Origin of the sequence: Empedobacter falsenii, assembly GCF_013488205.1 — a bacterium.
In the GTDB taxonomy this organism is placed as follows: Bacteria; Bacteroidota; Bacteroidia; order Flavobacteriales; family Weeksellaceae; genus Empedobacter; species Empedobacter falsenii_C.
Genome location: NZ_CP040908.1, coordinates 1,963,634 through 1,985,403 on the forward strand (window position 1 = coordinate 1,963,634; position 21,770 = coordinate 1,985,403).

The 21,770-nt window shown below is 29.8% G+C and carries 19 protein-coding genes; 8 read left to right on the forward strand and 11 right to left on the reverse strand.

What is annotated here, in order from left to right:
* Window position 1: 1 nt before the first annotated feature.
* The 4 genes from FH779_RS09150 to FH779_RS09165 all read right to left on the reverse strand — a co-directional run bounded on the left by FH779_RS09150 (window position 2) and on the right by FH779_RS09165 (window position 3,335).
* Complete coding sequence (locus FH779_RS09150) at window positions 2-1,654, reverse strand: alpha/beta hydrolase-fold protein (protein ID WP_180904426.1); 1,653 nt, start codon at window positions 1,652-1,654, stop codon at window positions 2-4.
* A 62-nt stretch (window positions 1,655-1,716) separates the two neighbouring features.
* The gene (locus tag FH779_RS09155; RefSeq protein ID WP_180904427.1) at window positions 1,717-2,520 is read right to left on the reverse strand and encodes a helix-turn-helix domain-containing protein; all 804 of its coding nucleotides are present in this window, start codon (window positions 2,518-2,520) and stop codon (window positions 1,717-1,719) included.
* A 24-nt stretch (window positions 2,521-2,544) separates the two neighbouring features.
* Window positions 2,545-3,027: a hypothetical protein gene (locus FH779_RS09160; protein ID WP_180904428.1), complete on the reverse strand. Its 483-nt coding sequence runs from the start codon at window positions 3,025-3,027 to the stop codon at window positions 2,545-2,547.
* Between the two features lie 5 nt (window positions 3,028-3,032).
* Window positions 3,033-3,335 (reverse strand): hypothetical protein, encoded by a 303-nt coding sequence (locus FH779_RS09165; RefSeq protein ID WP_038334436.1) that lies wholly within the window; start codon window positions 3,333-3,335, stop codon window positions 3,033-3,035.
* A 169-nt stretch (window positions 3,336-3,504) separates the two neighbouring features.
* Here FH779_RS09165 and FH779_RS09170 point away from each other — a divergent pair, with 169 nt between their 5' ends.
* The 3 genes from FH779_RS09170 to FH779_RS09180 all read left to right on the forward strand — a co-directional run bounded on the left by FH779_RS09170 (window position 3,505) and on the right by FH779_RS09180 (window position 5,813).
* Window positions 3,505-4,344, forward strand: coding sequence for an aldo/keto reductase (locus FH779_RS09170; RefSeq protein ID WP_180904429.1), 840 nt, complete (start codon window positions 3,505-3,507; stop codon window positions 4,342-4,344).
* Between the two features lie 123 nt (window positions 4,345-4,467).
* A complete protein-coding gene (locus tag FH779_RS09175; protein ID WP_180904430.1) occupies window positions 4,468-5,562 on the forward strand; it encodes a hypothetical protein in 1,095 nt (364 codons plus the stop codon).
* Window positions 5,550-5,813, forward strand: coding sequence for a hypothetical protein (locus tag FH779_RS09180; protein ID WP_180904431.1), 264 nt, complete (start codon window positions 5,550-5,552; stop codon window positions 5,811-5,813). The genes FH779_RS09175 and FH779_RS09180 overlap by 13 nt, the downstream gene beginning before the upstream one ends.
* Before the next feature lie 120 nt (window positions 5,814-5,933).
* Here the strand turns inward: FH779_RS09180 and FH779_RS09185 are convergent, their stop codons facing one another.
* The 7 genes from FH779_RS09185 to FH779_RS09215 all read right to left on the reverse strand — a co-directional run bounded on the left by FH779_RS09185 (window position 5,934) and on the right by FH779_RS09215 (window position 16,800).
* Window positions 5,934-6,695 (reverse strand): LytR/AlgR family response regulator transcription factor, encoded by a 762-nt coding sequence (locus FH779_RS09185; RefSeq protein WP_180904432.1) that lies wholly within the window; start codon window positions 6,693-6,695, stop codon window positions 5,934-5,936.
* 57 nt (window positions 6,696-6,752) lie between these two features.
* The gene (locus FH779_RS09190) at window positions 6,753-8,072 is read right to left on the reverse strand and encodes a RagB/SusD family nutrient uptake outer membrane protein (protein ID WP_180904433.1); all 1,320 of its coding nucleotides are present in this window, start codon (window positions 8,070-8,072) and stop codon (window positions 6,753-6,755) included.
* Between the two features lie 12 nt (window positions 8,073-8,084).
* Entirely contained in the window at window positions 8,085-11,426 is a 3,342-nt protein-coding gene (locus FH779_RS09195; protein ID WP_180904434.1) for a SusC/RagA family TonB-linked outer membrane protein, read from the reverse strand.
* 9 nt (window positions 11,427-11,435) lie between these two features.
* Window positions 11,436-13,958: a zinc-dependent metalloprotease gene (locus FH779_RS09200; protein WP_244958056.1), complete on the reverse strand. Its 2,523-nt coding sequence runs from the start codon at window positions 13,956-13,958 to the stop codon at window positions 11,436-11,438.
* Window positions 13,959-14,094: 136 nt separating this feature from the next.
* Window positions 14,095-15,564: a histidine kinase gene (locus FH779_RS09205; protein WP_244957939.1), complete on the reverse strand. Its 1,470-nt coding sequence runs from the start codon at window positions 15,562-15,564 to the stop codon at window positions 14,095-14,097.
* A 305-nt stretch (window positions 15,565-15,869) separates the two neighbouring features.
* Window positions 15,870-16,361, reverse strand: coding sequence for a nuclear transport factor 2 family protein (locus tag FH779_RS09210; RefSeq protein WP_180904437.1), 492 nt, complete (start codon window positions 16,359-16,361; stop codon window positions 15,870-15,872).
* Window positions 16,362-16,407: 46 nt separating this feature from the next.
* On the reverse strand, window positions 16,408-16,800 hold the full coding sequence (locus tag FH779_RS09215; protein WP_038335734.1) for a hypothetical protein: 393 nt from the start codon (window positions 16,798-16,800) through the stop codon (window positions 16,408-16,410).
* Window positions 16,801-16,889: 89 nt separating this feature from the next.
* Between FH779_RS09215 and FH779_RS09220 the strand changes: the two genes are divergently transcribed.
* From FH779_RS09220 to FH779_RS09240, 5 genes are all read left to right on the forward strand, one after another.
* Entirely contained in the window at window positions 16,890-17,423 is a 534-nt protein-coding gene (locus tag FH779_RS09220) for a class I SAM-dependent methyltransferase (RefSeq protein ID WP_180904438.1), read from the forward strand.
* On the forward strand, window positions 17,383-18,270 hold the full coding sequence (locus tag FH779_RS09225; RefSeq protein ID WP_180904439.1) for a glycosyltransferase: 888 nt from the start codon (window positions 17,383-17,385) through the stop codon (window positions 18,268-18,270). The genes FH779_RS09220 and FH779_RS09225 overlap by 41 nt, the downstream gene beginning before the upstream one ends.
* A gap of 7 nt (window positions 18,271-18,277) precedes the next feature.
* Window positions 18,278-19,042: a hypothetical protein gene (locus tag FH779_RS09230; RefSeq protein WP_180904440.1), complete on the forward strand. Its 765-nt coding sequence runs from the start codon at window positions 18,278-18,280 to the stop codon at window positions 19,040-19,042.
* Window positions 19,043-19,147: 105 nt separating this feature from the next.
* Window positions 19,148-19,975 carry a hypothetical protein gene (locus FH779_RS09235; RefSeq protein WP_236688212.1) on the forward strand — a complete coding sequence of 276 codons (828 nt, stop codon included), beginning with the start codon at window positions 19,148-19,150 and terminating at the stop codon, window positions 19,973-19,975.
* Between the two features lie 101 nt (window positions 19,976-20,076).
* Window positions 20,077-21,759 carry an RluA family pseudouridine synthase gene (locus tag FH779_RS09240; protein WP_180904441.1) on the forward strand — a complete coding sequence of 561 codons (1,683 nt, stop codon included), beginning with the start codon at window positions 20,077-20,079 and terminating at the stop codon, window positions 21,757-21,759.
* Window positions 21,760-21,770 lie beyond the last annotated feature (11 nt).

Genomic DNA, 21,770 nt, shown 5'->3' on the forward strand with positions numbered 1-21,770 from the left:
GTTATAATTCAAAATCAATGTAATTAATCCAAAGTTGTAGTTTGTCCATATTTTTATTGAAATTATCTTGCATAAAAGATGGATTGTAATCTATTTTTTGATTGTAAATCAATTTATTATTGGCATAGACTTTTAATTTTTTGTTCAGATTAATCATTTCAGGAGAAATATATAATCGAAATGATTTTATAGAAGATGTTTCAATATCAAATCTATTTTTTGAATAATTTGCTTTGATTTGACCTGATTTCCGAGGAAAATTAAAAGCCATTTTGTCCACATCTTTTACTTGCAAACTGTCATTATCATCATATTCTAACCATTTTGTTATTTTGAAATTATAGTTTTTTTGCCATTCTTTATTAGGTGAAATAGTGTCTAATTTTGTAATTTCTATCCAATCAATTTTTCCGTATTTAACATCATCAGTTTCCCAAATTAATTTATTTGGAAATGGATTTCTTTTTCTATTCAACAAATCATCAAACAAAATTTTATACGCAGGCTCTGAACCATTAAATTCTGGAAACCAATGCGGATAACCATTATATCGATAATCTTTATAATCAATATGTAACAATTCCATCAATGTAGTTAAATCATCATTAGCTTGTGGTGGAAAATAATAATCTAAATCAGTAGAAAAATTTATATAAGAATGATTCAATGCATTTTGAATAAATGTGCCTCCTGTTCGTACAATTGGCTGGGTGTTAAAACCATAAAAACCTGCAAAAGAAGTGGGTTGTTTTACTAAATAATTAAACGAACCGGTTGCTCCATTAGAATGTCCCGTCAAAAAGACTTTATTATCATCGACATTAATCGTAGATTTTATTTGACGAACAATTTCTGGAACCATATAAAATCCTTTTTCTGTCATCCAATTATAACGTTTATCAGCTTTAGGAAAAACTAAAATAATATCGTGCTGATCCGCATATTTAGTATAAAATCTATTCCAACCTTTCAAATCTTCATCAGTAGAAAATTTTTCAAGTTCACTGAAAAATACAGCTCCATGAAGAAAAATAAGCATAGGATATTTTTTCTCAGGATTATAATTTTTAGGTAAATGAACAAAATAAGATGACTTTAAAGTATCATTAATTGAAAAGAAAATAGAATAATTTTGTTCTTTTTTCGGTAAATATGATGAAGAATTTCTCAAACTTTTATAAAGTTCTTTCTTATCTTTAATCTCTAAATTTGTTGATTTCTTAGTTCTAAAAAATTCATCATTTGTCAATTGAATACTGTCATAAAATCTTTTAGATATTTTATTTGAAGTTGCTTCTAAATTCTGCCAACGTTTATCACTTAATAGATTTTTGAATTTCACTTTCGAATCTTTATCCAAAATAAAATACCAACCTGGATATAGTTTTGGGTTTCTCTGAATTAACTTTTCTAAAAAATAAAATGATTGGTTTGATTGACCGATTTTGTTAGAAAGTTTAGCCGCATCATATAAATCAAAATTAGTGGTACTGTCTTTATGTAGATTGAATGCTTTTGTATAATAATCTAAAGCTAATTCCTTTTTGTCTTCTTCAACTAGCTTTTCAGCTTTAGAAATTAAACTAGAATATGTTTCTTGACTAAAAACTTGTATGGATAATAATGCGATAAGTATAAAGATATAATTTTTCATGGGTTGAATTTTGTATAAAAATACCATCAACAACCCTAATAAACTTGTAAAATTGGGACATTTTAATCTTTATAAAATCTCCAAAAAGTATCTTCCTCTCCTATTAATTCACCATTTTTATAAAATTGATTCGGCGATTCAGAAACAAATTTTTTATACAACCGATTAAAATGAGATTGATCCGTAAAATTTAATTTATGCGCAATCGACGTAAATGTTTCATCAGGATTATGTAATAATTTCTCTTCAACTGTTTTTCTAAATAAAACGATTTCATGAAAGTTTTTAATAGAAACTCCAATATTTTCTTTGAAAACCCTATTGATATGTTTTCGACTAAAACCTAAATATTCAGCAAGTTGATTAACTGTAAAATCATCATAATGTTTGAAAATATAATCTATTGAATTTTCTATAATTACATTTTCAATTCTATTCATTTTGTTCAATAAAATAGACTCAATTATCGAAACAAATTCCTCAGATTTTATATGATTAAACAAATGATTACACTCTTCTTCATCAAAAAAGTTTAAATCATCTATAATACTTGAAAAATCTATATTAGTCAGAAATTGATTAATTCCAAAAGGTTTAAAAACAATTACAAAACGTTCAACAGAACCAATTTGTTGAATCTGTAAAACATCTGATCTTAATGGAGTAAAAATTTGAAGAGGAATTCCATTTTGTTTGTAAACAGAATTCCCCTTTATATATTGATGCGATTTATAAACTGAAATCGTATTGTTATAATGAGGAAAGCAATCGTATATAGTTAATGTATTATCATGTTTAATATCAACATAATAATAATCAATATACTTTTTTAAAACTTCTTTAGTAGGTTTAAATGTTGTGAACATTAAAAATTTTTAATCTAGATACTATCAGTAATGTAAAACGAATTTTACATTACTTCTTAACGTATATTTTTTATTAAGATAAGAAGTTAACAAATCTCCAAAACTCATATCAAGAGTTTCTCTTTGATTAATTGAAAATAATTTCACAATCTTAATCAAATATTTATTTAAGTTAATCAAATCAAAAGTAAATTCTTTGACCAACCAAAACAGAAAATATAACGGAAGTAAAACCATATTGAATAGAACTTGGAATCCATTCGCTGATTCTCCTTCTGACAAAAAATGTTCTGAAAAATTAAATTTAGAAAAATCCAAATTATATTTCTCAACAAACTCTTCAATTAAAAAATAAGTGTCATCACCACAAAACCCTAAATCTTGTTCAATTAGGATATTAGAATTATCAACCTTTTCATAAGATGCTTTTTCTAGAAATTTTTTGACTTCTATATACGATTGTCTCAAAGTCGCGAAATCTATATATAAAATCTGTTTTTCTTCCATAACATCTACTTCAACAGCACATTATCTTCTAATTCTTGCTTCGAAATTTGAAAATGCTTATCAAATTCTTGTTCAAAAGATTCTAAATCCATTGTAATTTCCCAATCACCAAATTCATTTTCGAACAAATCTGTTAGATATTCTTTTAAATCATCTAATTTTTGTTGAATAAATTCATTTTGCTGAATTTCTTTCTCTTCTTTCTTATCTAATACAACTTGTTGATTGATTTTTTTCAGAATCAAAGCATTAATAAATTCTTCATGCGTATTCATAAAATCCTCAATCGTACCTGTAAATTGTGTCATTTTTTTATATTTTTTCCATTCACATTTCGAGAATAAATATAGAACTATTTTATTAACAAACAATTAAATTTAAGATTTCTATAAATGAGTTTTAACATAAGAATTAACGTCTACTAATTATTGAAATTGGTTGTTTTAAGATAAATTTGAATACATAAATATTGAAAAAATGGAAAACTTTAAACTATCAAATGGAATCGAAATTCCTGCAATCGGATTTGGAACATGGTTATTAGAAGGTGAAAAAGTTACAGAACCTCTAAAAATAGCGCTAGAAAAAGGATATACTCATATTGACACAGCAGCAATCTACAAAAATGAAAAAGAAATTGGCGCAGTTCTGAAAGCTGAAAATGTAGATCGTAGCAAATTATTTATAACGTCTAAATGTTGGAATACTGAGCGTGGTTACGAAAAAGCAATGGCTGCATTTGAGCAAACTTTAACAGATTTACAGACTGATTATTTGGATTTATATTTGATTCATTGGCCTGCAAATGAAACGCAATTTCCTGATACTTGGGCAGAATTGAATGCTGGAACTTGGCGAGCTTTCGAGGAAATTTACAAATCTGGAAAAGCAAAGTCAATTGGTGTAAGTAATTTCAATATCAATCATTTGGAAGCTTTATTTGAAACGGCTGAAATCAAACCTATGGTTAATCAAATTGAGATTCATCCTGGGCATTCACAACCAGAATTGGTAGATTTTTGTAAACAACACAATTTATTGGTTGAAGCATGGAGTCCACTTGGTTCAGGAAGAATTTTGGAGAACGAATTAATTGTTTCTTTGGCGGATAAATACAATGTTTCGGTTGGTCAAATTTGTATTAATTATTGTTTGGCGAAAGAAATTTTACCGCTTCCTCGCTCCTCTTCAGAAAAAAATATTGAAGCAAATTTAACTTCAAATAATTTCAAATTGAGCGCAGAAGATGTAAAAACGATTGATGAAATGCCTGCAGATGGTTTTTCTGGATTGAATCCTTCAATGGTTGAATTTTAACAAGTTAAACGAATTCACTAAAATAAATTTTAAAAACCTCTGTTTTACAGAGGTTTTTTCGTTTTAAATCTTCAAAAAATCAATACTTTTACTTTTTTAAATGATAAAATAAAATTATTCGATATGAGCCAAAATCCTGAAAATCCATTCAAAACTTATTTTGATCAAACCCTTGAAAGATGTGGTTTTGATGAAGATTTGAAAGCTGGTATTTTATTTTTTTTAGGTGAAAGTATTATTGCTGCGAACACCAATCAGTTGATGAATATGTTTGCGGAAGAAGAAAAGATTCAGCAAGAATTTCGTCGTTTGTTTACATTGTATGCTACGCCAAATGCTGACATCAATCCTTTTGAAGCTTTAGACACAGCACCAATCAAGCAAATTATTTATACATACAACGAAATTTATGTTAATATAATTAGAAAGAAAGCATTTGATTTCGATAAAGTTATCAATGATAATTTAAAGTCTGAGTTTAAATTAGATTTTATTAAAGAATTTGAAAATAAACAATATAAATTAGTTACAAATCATAATTTAAATACTTCTTTTTTCAAACAGATTGGAGCGTATCTTAATCAGTTTGAATTGAGCTATGAGGACATTTATTTGGCTGGAATTAATTATTATCAAACGAATCAGAAAGTAGATTTTGAAGGAATAAATGTATTGAATTTAAATATTATTGATAGTTTTTCACCGTTGTACACAACATTGTTTCATTATCCATTATTGTACACATATTATCCATCAAATCTGAACGCAAACCATTTGTTTAGTTCGATTTTGCAGTTCCTTTATTTACATACCAATACGGATATTGCGAAACATATTCACGCTTTTCACAACCATATTTTTTATGAAAATAATCCGAGGAGAGTTCGTAAAGGTTGGGAATTTGAAGAATTGGAACGTGGCGTTTTGATTTCGCAAACTTTTCATAATGCATTAAATATTCGTAAATCTCCAATTTTCGGAACTCGTGCAGACTTTTTAGCTTCGGATAATTATTTATTAAATGAATTGAAAGATCAAAATATTCCGTTGGAGAATTTTAAAGCCTTGATGAATAAAACAATTGAAGAATATTACGAGGCAGATATTGATGAAGTGGTTGCTGGAAAGCTAAATCATGCTGAATTTTTACAATTATTAGCGATTATTTTCTACGAAACTTCTGCTAATGCAATGATTATTAAATCATGGAAAAACTAACAATTAATCAAGAAAATCGAATCAAATTAGAAGAACATTTTGGTGAACTTTTGCCAAGATTACCTTTTGAAATGGTTTCATTTTACGAATCGAGTAATTCTTGGGAAGGACAAATTGAATATAATTTGAATTTGAAAACGGGAGAATTGACGTACAATACTATCGAAAATGTAAAACATCAAATCGAAATTTCGCCTGAAATGATGCAACGCATCGAAAGTGAAATTATCTTGATGTTGGAAAATTTATAAACTAATATTTTAAAATCTTTTTCTCGATACAAAATTCTTACAGAATTTCACTCGAAATGACAATTTTAATAAAAAGTAAAATCATAAGTTAATTAAAATCTCACATTTGTGAGATTTTTTTTATCTATTCATCCAATCCATCCAACTATTAATCTGCGTTTTGCTGATAAAAATAGCTTGTTCAGTTTCTGATTTTGGTTGAAGATGAATTTCAATTTTTTGACTTGAATGTTTTATTATTTCAGTAATTGCATCAATGTGAACAATAAACTTTCGATTGATTTTGAAGAAAATAGTCTCATCCAATTTATTTATAATATCCTTTATTGTGTCATCATAAATATAGGTTTGATCATCTTTCGTTTTTATAAAAAGATGTTTTCCCGAAGCAAAAAAATAAGCAATCTCGTGTTCTTCTACCGAACGTAATTTGTTTCCGTTAGTTACCAAAAAACGATGCATAATCTCGGACGGAGAATTTTCTAAAACAGCAATAGATTGTAATGTTGGCGAAATATCAAAACTTGTACGAATTGTTTTAAATTTTTGCAAAGCAATATGCAACTCCTCTACTTCAAAGGGTTTCAGAATATAATCAATCGTAAAATGCTTGAAAACTTTCATCGCATATTCATCATAAGCAGTGATAAAAATAATTGGCGTTAGAATCTCAACTTCCTGAAAAATCTCGAAACTTTTCCCATCACCCAAATGAATATCCATGAAGATTAAATCAACCGAATTCTCTCTAAAAAACTCCGTTGCTTGCTTTGTTGAACGCAAAATTGTAATCGAAGAAACAGCAACAATAGATTGCTCCTCTAACAGATTTTTTAGATAAGTAACTGCCAATAATTCGTCCTCTACAATTGCAATTTTCATGAATGCAAAAGTATAAAAAAAACCGTCTAAATGATGAATAAAGACGGTCTAAAAATGTTATAAATGAGGATTATTGAGCTTAGCTGCTTGTGGAATTTCTATTGTATAACGAACATCATTTTCTTGTAAAATATATTCTTTACCTGAAATTTGATGTATAATTTGTTTTTGATTTGCTCGACGTAAATCGTACCAACGCTGTCCTTCCAAAGCAAATTCTCTGAAACGTTCATCTAAAATAAACTTCATCAATTCAGTAGAATTCATCGCAGAAATTTCAGTTTGTAATTTTGCAAAACCAGTTGTTGTATAACGATTTTGTAAAACCGAAAACAAAGTTGCTTTTGCTTGATCTATCTTGTTTAATTTCAAATATGACTCAGCTTTGATAAAATATAATTCAGCCACACGGAAAGACGTTTTGAACTCTGAATTTCCACCTTTAATCACTTTATATTTTGAACCACTTTTCTCAAAATAAAGTGAAAAACGTAAATCATTTTGAGTATCATAACTGCTTAATAATTCTGGCGAGACATACGCCATATATTGTACAGCGGGATTCAATGTATTGTCTAAAGCTAAAATAGATTCGGCAGATGTGTAGTGATTTGGAACTTGTTTTGTTGTGTTCAAATTTACTAAATCACCTTTGATTTTTAGTGTTGAATCAGAAAAATCAATCGCTTTTTGCCATTCATTTTTATACAACGCGATTCTTGCTTCTAAAGCATTTAGAGCTACATTTGAGAATCTATAGTTTAATCCAGCTAATTCCTGATCCATTTTCATCAACTCTGTTGCTTGTGCTAAATCAGACTCAATATGATTATAAACTTCTTGAACAGATGATGGCTTAAGCGTTGCTTCTAAATCTACTTTTAAATTTAAAGGAACACCTTTGTCTGTACTTGCTGTTGCCGAATTGTATGGTTTTCCGTATAAATTCACCAAATCAAAATACGCATACGCACGTAACGCATAAGCTTCTGCTAATAATTGATCTTTTTCAGCAGAATTTTCCATTGTTTTTGGTCCTTCATTGATGATTTGATTGGCATAAAAAATCACTGTATAAAAACTAACCCAAGGAAATTGAATTGAGATTTGATCCGGATTTGTATCCTTCCATTGTGCAATTTCACGGTATGAAATAAAGTCATTTGAATATTCATTCAATGTAACATCATCCGTGCGTAAAGCTGTCAACGACTTGTGTGTTGGATATTTTGAATAAGCATTTGTTAATACCATTCGATAATCTTCTACCGTTTTTGGAATCACTTTTCCATCTGGTTCAATATCCAAATAATTGTCACAACTAACTGCTGTAAAGCTAACTGCAACTATGCTTAATAATAAAAATATTTTTTTCATTTGATTTAAAATTTAGAAAGAAACATTAAGTCCTACTGTTACAGATTTTGCAATTGGTTGTGCATAAATATTTCCATAAGTTTCTGGATCAAAATAACCTTTGTATCCATTACTAAATACAAATAAATTACGTCCTTCTAAACTAAAACGAGCACTTTTGAAACCAACAACCTCAGCATATTTGTTTGGTAAAGTATAACCAAGACGAATGCTACTGATTCGCATATAACTAATTTCTTTCGCCCAAATGTCTAATAAATTGTACGCATTTGCATTGTTTCCTGCAAACCATTTGTTCGCCATCCAGCTATCGTTATCGCCTTTAATTGGACTTGTAATTCCTGGAAGTGTAGAACCTGCCTCGAAAATATCTTGTGTATAATTACGACCTGGATCCAATTCCATTCCACGATAAGAAGGCGTTTTCATTACCGTTTGTTTTAAATTGAACGCTGCAGAAATCGTTAAATCAAAATTGTGAATTTTGAAATTATTGATAATACCTCCTGTAAATTTAGGATCGCGATCTCCGATGTATGTAAATAATTTACGTTTTTCTTCGCTTGTTAATTTGGAATCAACAAATTCTCCTGGTAAAAAATCTTCGTATAAATCATATAAAGCAAAGAATTCTTTTGCTGATACTTTTTCATCTCCTTTCCAAAACATTGGATTTCCGTATTCATCAAATCCAGCTGTTTTTAAAGCAAAAATTGCATTTACAGGTAAACCTTCGCGAGATGGAATTAAACTATTTTCACGTTCTTGCTCTTTAAGAACTTTACTCTTATTGTGCGCAAAATTAATTGTTGTCGACCATTTAAAGTTTTTCTTATCAATGTTGCGTGTTGTTAAAGCAATCTCAAAACCTTTGTTTGTCAACTCTCCCCAGTTCACCATTGTATACTCAAAACCTGTTTCTAATGGCGTTTCGCGCATACTAATCATATCTGTTCCTTTACGATTGTAAACATCAACGGCAAGGTTGATACGATTTTTGAAAAGACCTAAATCTAATCCAACATTTGTATTCGTTGTTTTTTCCCAACGCAACAAATCATTCGGTAAATTAATCGCATTGATAATATCTTCTTTATTACCTGGCAAAATTGTTGCATCGTTATATTCTCCAATAAAGAAAGGAGAAGTATTACGATCAATATTTCCTTGTAAACCATAAGAAGCGCGTAAACGAAGATTCGAAATAAAATCAACATTCTCCATAAACGATTCTTTCGAAACTAACCAAGAAGCAGAAACTGCCCAAATTGGTAAGTATTTATATTTTTTATTAACTCCGAATAAATTTGTACCATCATAACGAACACTACCAAAAACTGTATATTTTCTGTCTAATGTATACGAAGCTGTTGCAAATGTAGATACATAAGCATTCTCATCCGTAGGCATTTCTCTGTACGTTTCGTAACGTTTGTCAGCTGCAGAACTTGAATTTGGGAAAACGATTGGCGTTCCTGTTTTAGTTATTTTATTGTAACCAAAAGCACGCGTTAAAGTCGTTTCGTTTTGAGTATGACGAATTTCTGTTCCAGCCATCAAGTCAATTTCGTGACGATTGTTAATCGTTGTACTATATGTACCTTGAAGCTTCCAGTTATATTGAAAAAATTCGTTGTCCCAATTTTGTTTAACTCCTCCGTCTGGTAAGAAATACAAATATTGTCCAGATTTATAATAACGCGTTCCTTCTTTCATTTTACGCGTAAAATAAGTTTCTTGTTCTGCGTATTTTTCTGTTTTGTTACTATCGTACTGAATTCCGAATTGAGATGTTAATTTTAAACCTTTTGCTAATTGATAATTAAGATCAATAATACCTTTTAACGAACGGTTTTTTAATGTATAATTTGTATTTTCTCTTTCTTCGATAAAATTGAAAGGAACAGAACGATCTTCAAATCCATCAATATCGTTGTCATAACGATAAGAACCATCTGCATTAAATGGAGATAAATATGGATTCGCATTTCGTGAATAATTAATTGGATTGATAGACGCATCTGCATCTGTTACAAAAGATTTTTTATCACTTGAAGTTGCAAAAATAGAAATCCCTACATCTAATTTATCGTTAAGTTTATAATTGTTTTTTAAAGTAAGATTATAACGTTCAAAACCAGTTCCGATCGTAGTTCCTTGCTCATCATAATATCCTAATGAGAAGTAATAATCAGAACGATCATTTCCTCCAGATATACTCAAACCATATTGTGTATTAATTGCATTACGATACAATAATTTCCCCCAATCGGTTGTATTATTTCGTAAAGAATTAATTTGATTTTGCGTGATAAGATCTAAAGAATTAAATCCTCCATTTCGTAAAGCATTTAATTGACCATTCTTTTGTAAAATTCGCATGACTTCGCCTTTATCAGTACGATACGTTAAATCATCTCGACTAGCAAGCATTAATTCAAGATCAACTTTCTGTGAAGCATTTAATAAATTTAAACGACCAAAATCAGGACGAGCCGTTACAAATGTATTCGCAGAAAAATTAACCGTCATAGCGCCTTTTTTACCACGTTTTGTTGTAATAGAAATTACACCATTTGCAGCTCTTGCTCCATAAATAGCCGTTGCAGCAGCATCTTTAAGGATTGTAATATCTTCGATATCGTTTGGATTTAATCCAGCGATAGAAAAGTTTTGTAATTGATCGATGTTATCTTTATCGCTAAAGTTTGGCACATCATTTCCTTCTAATGGCAAACCATCAATTACCCATAACGGATCTTGAGGGCCAGAAAGAGAAGCTGTTCCACGAATTCTAATTTTACTAGGAGAACCAGGCGAACCAGTTTCTGTAGAAACAGCTACACCAGCAATTTGTCCGCTTAACAATTGATCAACACTAGCAACACCAGCTTGTTGAATATCATCCATTTTTACAGTTGATACTGCCGATGTTAGTTTACGTTTTTCGATTTTTTGATAACCTGTAACAACAACTTCTTTCAGATCATTATTTTCTGGAAGAACTTCACCTGAAGTTGATTTTAAGCTCACATGATATGTTGCTAAATCGGTAGAAAGTTCAACTAATTTAGAATCATAACCTAAATAACTAATCAATACAGATTTTGTACCAGCTGGAACCTCTAATGAAAAGAAACCATCTTCATCTGTAACAGTACCAACCGTTACACTTTCTATAATTCCTTTTTGATCTGTTTTTGTCGAAATTGATTGAGCTTCAATTTTAACAGACGCACCAGCAATTCCAACCAACGATTTTTCGTCTTGAACCGAACCTGTAATCACTCTCTTTTCTTGAGAAAACGCAATACTTGCCGCAAAAAGTGGCAAAAGAATGAGTGTCTTTTTCATTTCTATATCTTACTTTAAAGCTTCTTTAATACGGATGATTAAATCAGCATAATGCGCTTTTGTAGACGCATCTCCATTATTCTTTTTCTTGTTTAACAAAGTCAACACGCGTTGTAATTCTGCTCTTTTATAAGTTGTCACTTCCGACACTCTTTTCATAGAAGAATAGTTAATGTTACGCGCCATTTTTTCTTCGTCTAAATAATTACAGATAGTTGGTACTTGTAGGTTTTGGTCAATTGTAAGTCCCGCAACAGTTGTTTTCTCAAATAATTTGTTTGTCGAAACAATCAATGCATCAACATAATTTTTTTGAGTCATTTTTTCAAGAATTGTTAAGTTTGATTTTTTATCAAAAGCTGCACTTCTTACTTGATCAAATAAATTTTCAACTGTATATATTTTTTCTTTTGAATTTAATTCTTGGTGTTTCAATTCATTTTCTAACATGCGCAATAAACGATCGTCGGTAAATAAATTATAAATCAATCCATATTGCATTTCTCTCGCTAATGTGTACGGCGTTTGCTCATATGGTCCCATTGGCGAATTTTTGATTGCATACGTTTTATCTAAAATATCATTAAAGAATAACCATTTTGGTAATTGAATTACGTTTTCGTTTAAATAATTAACCGCTTTACGTTGCATATCTGCAGGAACCGGTTCGTATGCTTTTTTATCAATTCCGAAATATGTATTATTCAAATAAATTCCACCAATATTTGCTAAAACATGATTAGAATATAAATCCCATTGTCCGATAGTTTGGTAATATAATTTCCCTGTATTGATATAGCTTTTTCCATCTTCATACGTCCATTTCAAAATATTTTCTGAGACACGTTTTAGATTTTTCATACCATATTCACTTGCCAAAATAGCATCATCACCTAAATCTTCAGATTGAGAACGCGGATCAATTGTACTTAAATAGCTTTGTTGTTCTCCATAGAAGTACATTGGATCATCTTCGTGCTTTTCAATCATTTTACGAAGCAAAGCTTTCTCTGTTTCTTGATTCGGGAACCAACGATATCCCCACTCGATTGCATATTTATCATACAAACCGATTTTTGGAGTAATCGCTGTAACACCATCTTCTGGCTGTGCTACATAATTGTAACGCGCATAATCCATAATAGATGGCGCAGTTCCACCCATTTTATCCGTAAATTCTTTCGAACGTAAAGATTCTACTGGATAAGAAAAAGAAGCGCCCATATTATGTTTCAGACCAAATGTATGACCAACTTCGTGAGATGATACAAATCGAATTGCTTCTCCCATATGTTCGTCACTAAATTTATTTCCTCTTGCTTTTGGATCAATTGGACCAGTTTGAATACGCATCCAATCATGCAAAGAAGTCATTACATTGTGCCACCAAATAATATCAGCTTCTAAAATTTCACCACTACGCGGATCAACAACAGAAGGTCCCATTGCATTCGATTTTGGAGAAGCTGCATACGTAATTACCGAATAACGTACATCGTCAATATCAAAATCTTTGTCATCAGCAGTTGGTTCTTTTGCAATAATTGCATTTTTGAAACCAGCTTGTTCAAAAGCAACTTGCCAATCGTGTACACCTGCAATAATTTTTTGACGCCATTGTTTTGGTGTTGAAGGATCGATATAATAAATAATTGGTTTTTTAGGTTCTACTAATTCACCTTTTAGATATTTTTCTTTATCCTCATCTTTTGGTTCAAAACGCCATTTTGTAATAAAGCGTTGATCTTCCATTTTGTGTTGAGCATCATTAAAAAACCAATGTTTTTCTGTGAAATATCCTACACGATTATCTGCTAACCTAGGTTGCATAGGAGTCGTCGAAAGTAAAACAATATTACTTGTAACACCCAAGGTAACAGCCAAATCTACCCCTCCTTCATTTACACTTGTCGTTAACTGAGACTTAACCACAATGTTCTCTGGAAACGTTTTCACATTTTCCACATATGATAGATTTGCCTTTACCGAACCTCCTAAACCTATGTTCGTTAATACATCATTAAAACTTTTTTGATTTCCATCAAAAATTTTGTTCACTTTAATCGCAACTGCTGTCGAATCGTTGTTTTGAGCTTCTATATCAAAAACCTCAATAATCGATTCTGAAAAATTATCTTTTACAGAAGCTGTAATTGCGTCATTTTTAGGCGAAGAAACTTGTGGGACAATTGTTTTAACCCACACTTTTTTAGCCACTTTATCATGATAAAAAGAAATTACTTTGTTTTCGTAATTCATTCCTTTATTCAAGCCCGCTTCATTCACTTCCATCGGAACTTGAGACAATTTATTCACAACCAAAAATTGACGACCAAATAAACTATCTGGAATCTCGAAATAGATATCAGTTTTTACTTGAATGGTATTAAACAAACCTTTCTTGTAGCTTCCTTTCTTGATTAATTCATCTATTTTTTTAACTTTCGTTACAGTAGAATCCTTTTTCTCTGTTATATCTTTTTCAGCTTTTTTATCCTCTTTTTTTTGTCCGTAAACAACAGCCGAAGACATTGCCAAACCAAGATATAGTGCTAATTTATAATTCTTTCTTTCCTTATTATGACTCATTCGAACATTAAATTATCATTAATTATGGCATAAACTTAAGCGCAGTTTTCTTATAATAATAGTTTTTTGGAGTGAGTGGTTAGTTTTTTGGAGTGAATGGATATTTTGATTCGATATAAGGTAAAAAACAAATAAAATCTTCATTTTCTACTTTTGTTGAGAAATTATCAACTTGATAAAAATGATAGATTTTTTGTAAATAGTTTAAACCAAATTTCTCATTTTCCGTTGCTTTATTTTTTTTCTGAAAAGTATTTTTGACGATAATCAAATCAGATTTTACAACAATATTTATAGTCAAAGGTTGATCAATTGTAGCAATATTATGTTTTATTGCGTTTTCTACAACAATCTGTAATGCTAAATATGGAATGTTTTTTTCTAAGCTTTTCGAATCTTCAATTTGTAAATCAAAAATTAATTCTTCCGAAAATCTACTTTTATGCAAATCCATGTATTGTGCAATAAAATCTAATTCTTTTTTTACAAGCACAACATTTTCCTTTGGCGGAACAATAAGATATCGGTAAATTTTAGAAAGATTCATCGTGAATTTCTGTGCATTCTCTTTGTTCAAACCAATTAACATATAAAGAGAATTCAAGGAATTGAATAAAAAATGTGGATTAATTTGATTCTTTAATTGTTGTAATTGCGTTAGAGTATTCGCGTTTTTAATCTTTTCGTTTTCAATTAACAACCTATTTTTTTCTTCGATTACAAACGCTTTTTCCTTGTATGTTTTAGATGTTATTATATTGAATAACAAAAAGATAATTATAATTAAAAAAACAGTCCCTAAGAAAATAAAACCTATATAAAATTTAGTTCGTTCTACATTTTCATCAATGATATAACTCAAATGATTCACGACAATATATCCATCAAAATTTTTGGTGTGTAAAGGTTTTATAAAACGTTTGATATCCGTATCTTTTATAAATTCGGACGAAGCATCATTCAACGTATATAAATCTTGTGAAAAATTAGAATTAATTGTGCTCGTTATCGTATCGTTTGGCTGGATATCTGTAAAATCGAAAACATTTTTCCCAATAAATTTTTCATCAGGATGCGTAATACAAATTCCATCTTTATTGAAAACATACATATAATTGGACGAAGTTGCATCAACTGTCGTAAAAAAATTATACAAATCAAACAGATTAATCGTCGAACCGTAATACATATTTTGTCCATCAGACAACTTAATAGAATCGTAATTTACCCAATACAACGTGTCTTTATAATCCAATAAAAAATTATCAATCTGTTGATTTTTTGTAGTATATATCGATTGAAATTCTTTAATATTTGGTTGATTGATAGCTTTTGAAAGGATTGATTCATCAGGAAAATAATTTGTTTCTGGAGAATGAATAGAAAACCAATCATGGCGAATTAACTTTCGATTTGAATTTAATTCATTCAAAACCAAAAAATGATCTGCTACATTTTTTTCATTTGTCTTTTTAACAACTTTTTTTAAAACTTCTTGATATTCTTCGATGTTTTTAAACTCAAATTCAACTGCTTCATATTTCCTCAAAAAACTTTTTTTGACAAACTCATCATTATTTTTTTGACTTTCTTTATTAATCAAAAAACTCAATATAACAAGAGCAAACACAGCAATAACACTTACAATAAGCGCTATAACATAAATGGATTTATTGGATAAATGGACTCGAAATCGAAAAGACAAACTAATTTTTTTTGCAAAACTAAGGGAAGCTTTTTAATCTAAAAAATAAGAGAACATTTATCATAAAATGATAATTTTCAAATAATTGACAATATTATATAAACTAAAAATCTCCCTTTTGGGAGATTTATTTATCTTTTAAGCGTCATTTAGAACATTGGATGTGGATTGGCAGATTCTTTCGGAACATCTTGATGCACATCCCAATGTTCAACAATTTTACCATCTTTTAGTCTAAAAATATCAATTGTTGATTTTAGCGAACCATCTGGATTTATATTTTTGATATGCAAGAAAACCAAATCTCCTTCTGCTGCAATATGTTGTACATCAATTTTGGTTTTTGGAGCTCCTTTGAACCACCCTTCTGCAGCTTTTTTGAATGCTTCAGAACCATCTGCTACATTAGGATTGTGCTGAATATATTCTGGAGCAATATATTTATCAACCGCCGTTAAATCCTTATCACCAAACATTTGTTGGTAAAAATCAAGAACGATTTTTTTGTTTGATTCAATTTCAGAATTTGAATTAACTTTCGCAGATTCAGTTTTAGGTTCAGTATTCTTCGTGCAACTCATCATTTGAATAGAAAGCAAAACTGCTGAACAAAATAATAAAGGCGTGATTATTTTTTTCATTATAATAGATTTTTAAAATCTATTATCAAAAATCTATCCGAATAAGTTATTTAGTCTTTTCTTTCTTCGTAAATAAATGAGAAATCACTTCGAGTTTATCATGATCGAACAAACACAAACCTTCAACATAGAAAGGTGTAAAATGAAAACTTTGTTGATCTACGATTCCAAATTCTTTCAGTTTTGGTTCGTAAACGACAAAACCTGTACGTAAAAATGGCTTTTTAGAAACTTTATATAACACAATATCATTGGTAAATAATCGTCGATTTCGTTTATCCAATATATCTATTCCAATATCTATGGTATCAAATTGCAAAGCATTTTCGTGCCAAGAAAATTCATTATAACCTTTAAAATAGGTTACTCCATCAATCTCCTTCGCAAAACCTTCTACTTTATTTTTGTTTCGTAATCGATAATATCCGATCGTTTTCATCTGACAAATTTGCAATAAAAAAAATTAAAATAGAAACGAACAATATTAAAATAGATGATTAAATTTATCATCCGAAAACAACTAACACAATGTACAAAGTATATCCACAAAAAAGATACAATGAAACCTTAGCTTTGCTGAAAAAATTTGCTCAACCTACTGATAAAATCCTTGATTTGGGAATCAAAAATCCTTTTACAGATGTGATGTTAGAAAATGGTTTTGATGTAAAAAATACAAATGGCGACGATTTGGACTATTATTATAAGGATTTGCAAAATTATGATGCTAACTTTGTGACGGCTTTAGAAATTTTAGAACATTTAGTCAATCCAATGGAAGTGTTGAGAAATTTGCCTGGAGATAAATTATTAGCTTCAATTCCGATGCGTTTGTGGTTTTCGCCTGCTTATCGTAATCAAAATGATGTGCGAGATGTACATTATCACGAATTTGAAGATTGGCAATTTGACATGTTAATGGAAAAAGCTGGATGGAATGTGATACATCGTCACAAATGGACGCATCCATCAAACAAACTGGGAATAAGACCCTTATTAAGAAGAATTACACCAAGATATTATGCTGTCTACGCAGAACGAAAAAAAGACTTTACTTACTAAATACTCTATTGTTATACCTGCACATAACGAAGAAGATTTTATTGCGATTACGCTAAATTCTCTCGTTAATCAAACTGTTTTGCCCTATGAAGTGATTGTTGTAAACGATCATTCAACTGATAAAACACAACAAATTGTAGAAGAATTTACAGCTAAATATCCGTTCATCAAATTAAGAAATATCTTATCGAAAGGTGAACATCAGCCTGGAAGTAAAGTGATACAAGCTTTCTTGAAAGGTTATGAAATCATTGATCCAAATTATGATATTATTGTTAAATTGGATGCAGATTTAGATATTCCGTTTAATTATTTTGAGACTATTTTAACTCATTTTAATCAAGATGAAGACATTGCAATGGTTGGTGGTTTTGCGTATATTGACAAAGACGGGAATTGGATTCTAGAAAATCTGACAGATAAAGACCATATTCGTGGTGCATTTAAGGGTTATCGAAAAAAATGTTACGAAAAAATTGGTGGATTACGCGCGCATATGGGTTGGGATACAGTAGACGAATTGTTGTGCAAATATTATGGTTGGAAAGTTGTTACAGACGAATCTTTACACATCAAACATCTAAAACCAACTGGTGCTAGTTACAATAAATCGGCGCTTTACAAACAAGGTGCAGCTTATTATGCATTAGGTTATGGATTTTGGATTACATTAATTGCTGGCACAAAATTGGCTTTACGTAAAAAGAAACCCACATATATTTTGTATTATTTGAAAGGTTTTTTTGAAGCTAAAACCAATGGTACAAAAAAAATGGTAAATCGAGATCAAGAGAAATTCATCCGAAATTATCGTTGGTCGAAAATGAAACAAAAAATAAAAGGTTAAATCTAACATGCGATATTGGTTAACATACACGCTATTTATCTTTCCATTCATCAGCTTTGCGCAAAATAAGTTGATTACTGGTTCTGTGGTTGTAGACGAAGGAAACGATTATATTTCCTCGGTTTCTGGTGCTCGTATAGAAAATCTGACATCAGAAAGTAAGACATATACAAGCCCTTCGGGCTATTATTCTATCCAAGCAAATGTTGGCGATACAATTTTGTTTGAAGCAGATTTTTTGATTCCTAGAAAAATTGTAATCAATCAAAATATTTACAACAAAGGTTTTTTACAAGCACATTTGGATATTGAAACAATTGAATTGAGTGGTGCAACAATTGGTAAAGGTCCTTTACAACCCAAATATCATACGGATAATAAAACAGATTTGTACGATAAAATGGGACTTGATCAACGTTTACGAGATTTAGAACCTAAAAGAGATATTGCCAAATTCAAACCAATGGATGTTTTAAATCCTGTTCGATTAATTGGTCATATGAATGGTTTTTATCGTGAGCAACGCCGTGTACGTAACTACGAAACAAAACTTTCTCTTGTTCAAGAAGTTAAACATTATTATCCAACAGATTTTTATACAAATCAATTACAAATTCCTGAATATAAAATAGAAGAATTTTTATATTATGTTAATGCGCGTTATCCGCTCCAAGAAAAAGTTTTGAGTAGACAATTTGGTACGATAATGATTGATTTAGAATCTTATGCGAAAGATTATTTGAATGAATTAAATCAAAACAAAAATCAATAATTCTTAATAGATTTTTAAAATTTAGCCAATAAACGTTAACAAAATTGATGCTAATTTATTAAGACTTATCTTCGTACAAATAATTAAACGTATAATCAAGAACAATTGAAATCACTATTTACCATTCTAATATTGCTGTTATCGAATTTTATTTTTGCACAAGAAAAATGGGTTCAGGGAAACATTATTATTGATGATTCTGACGATACAGCAGAAGGAGTTTACGTTACAAATCTGAGAACAAATCATACAACAATTTCTAATTTTACAGGAACTTTTCTTATTCAAGCAAAAGTAAATGACACGCTAAAAATACAATCTGATTGGTATGAAAATCGACTAATTATCTTAAGACCAAATTTGTTCAATAAACAAACAATTGTAGTCCATTTAGCTGTTCAGACAATTCAATTGAATACCGCATATATTGGTCAAAAGTTGACAGGTATTCTTGAAAAAGATGTAAAAAATGGAAAAAAAGCTGATGTTGTAACAAAACTTTATAAAAGTCTTGGCGTTAATCCTGATATCAAACCTATAAAAGATACATCTTCGTTGAAAGCTGGATTTTTGAGTGGAGATATTACGTTGACGAGGTTGGATATTGGACGTATTTATGATGTTTTTTCTGGCAAAGCAAAACAACGAAAAGCATTACTAGATTATGAAGATAAGTATGATAAAATTACAAAAATCAAAAATTATTTTGGTGATGATTATTTCACAAATGATTTAAAAATTCCGAAATTCAAAATCAGAGATTTCATTGATAATGCATTAACGAATACCGAATCTAAAATAGAATTGAATGATGTAAATTATTTCAAATTACTCCAATTATTTAATTCTTATAGTAAAATATATCTCGACTTTTTATACGGAAAAGTCCCAAATAATACAAAAGTTATTAAAAAAGATACGATAGATGATTAAAAAAAGAGCTTGATAAATCAAGCTCTTTTTCGTGTTTTATAACTATTCTTTTCTAAAATTATACCTTAAACTGTATCTTTGCATCGATTTTAAAGAAACAAATGTCCAGTTATTTTCAATATTTTAAACAATCAATTACAACATACGAACTTCCCGAAAAGTTTGATTATCCATTTTATTATGAACCAACTGAAATTGCAAAACAAGCATGTAAAGAGGTACAAGAATACTTGGAAAATCAAATCGATTTTGAACATAATTTTGGTTTAGAAAATGACGTATTTTCTACTCCAATTGGTAAAATGTTTGGAGTTTTAGTTGTTCGAAATCAGGAGAACAAAATTGGTTATTTAGCAGCTGTTTCGGGGAAATTGGCTAATACTAATCAGCACAAAGTTTTTGTTCCACCTGTTTTTGATATGTTGAATAAAAATGGTTTTTTCTTAGAACAAGAAGAACGTTTGAATGAAATCAATCGTATTTTAGAATCATTAGAGAATAATCAAAACTATCTACAACTTAAAGAAGATTTTCTTCAATTTGAAATCAATTCTAAATTAAAAATTGAAGAAGGAAAACAACTTTTAAAATCAAATAAAAAAGATCGAAAAGCTCAACGCGAAACAATTTTATCAACTTTATCTGAAGAAGAAATTAAATTTTTTGAAGAAGATTTAGTAAAACAAAGTTTACGTGATAAATATGAATTCAGAGTTTTGAGTGAAAAACTTGATGCTGAAAAACAGCTTTTATTAAACGAAATAAATGTTTTTGAGAATAAAATCAGTTCTTTAAAAGAAGAACGAAAAACAAAATCTAATTCACTTCAAAATCAATTATTTAATCAATATCAGTTCTTGAATAAGTTTAAGCAAGAAAAAGGATTATTAGAGATTTTTTCGAACACTGTTTTTCAACAACCTCCAGCTGCTGCCGGAGAATGTGCTGCACCCAAATTATTGCAATATGCGTTTCAAAATGATTTAGAACCAATTTGTATGGCTGAGTTTTGGTGGGGAGATTCACCTAAGTCTGAAGTTAGAAAACATGGACAATTTTATCCAGCTTGTACAGGAAAATGTGAGCCTATTTTAGGACATATGTTGCAAGGAATTGAACTGAATGAAAACTTATTGTTGAAGCAAAATTCAATTATTGAAGAGTTAGAAATTTTATATCAAGATGATGATCTGGTTGTTATCAATAAACCAGAAGAGTTTCTTTCGGTTCCTGGAATTGAGATTAAAGATTCGGTTTATCTTAGAATTAAACATCAATTTCCGTTGGCTACAGGTCCAATTATTGTTCATCGTTTGGATATGTCAACTTCTGGAATTCTTGTTTTAGCTTTAAATAAAGAGAGTCATAAAATTCTTCAACAACAATTCATTAAACGTAAAGTTCATAAACGTTATATTGCCCTTTTAGACGGAAATATCGAACATGATAACGGTTTTATAGATTTGCCTTTGCGTGTCGATTTGGACGACAGACCACGACAAATGGTTTGTTATGAATATGGAAAAACGGCGCAAACAAAATATGAAGTCATTTTAAGAAAAGACAATAAAACACTTGTTTATTTTTATCCAATTACTGGTCGTACACATCAATTGCGCATGCATGCTTCGCATCGTTTAGGACTAAATGCGCCAATTATTGGCGATGATTTATATGGAAAAAAAGCAAATCGTTTACATTTACATGCAGAATCTTTGGAATTTACACATCCAAAAACGAAAGAATTGATGAAATTTCAGGTAGAACCAAATTTTAATCTCTAATTTTGTGAAAG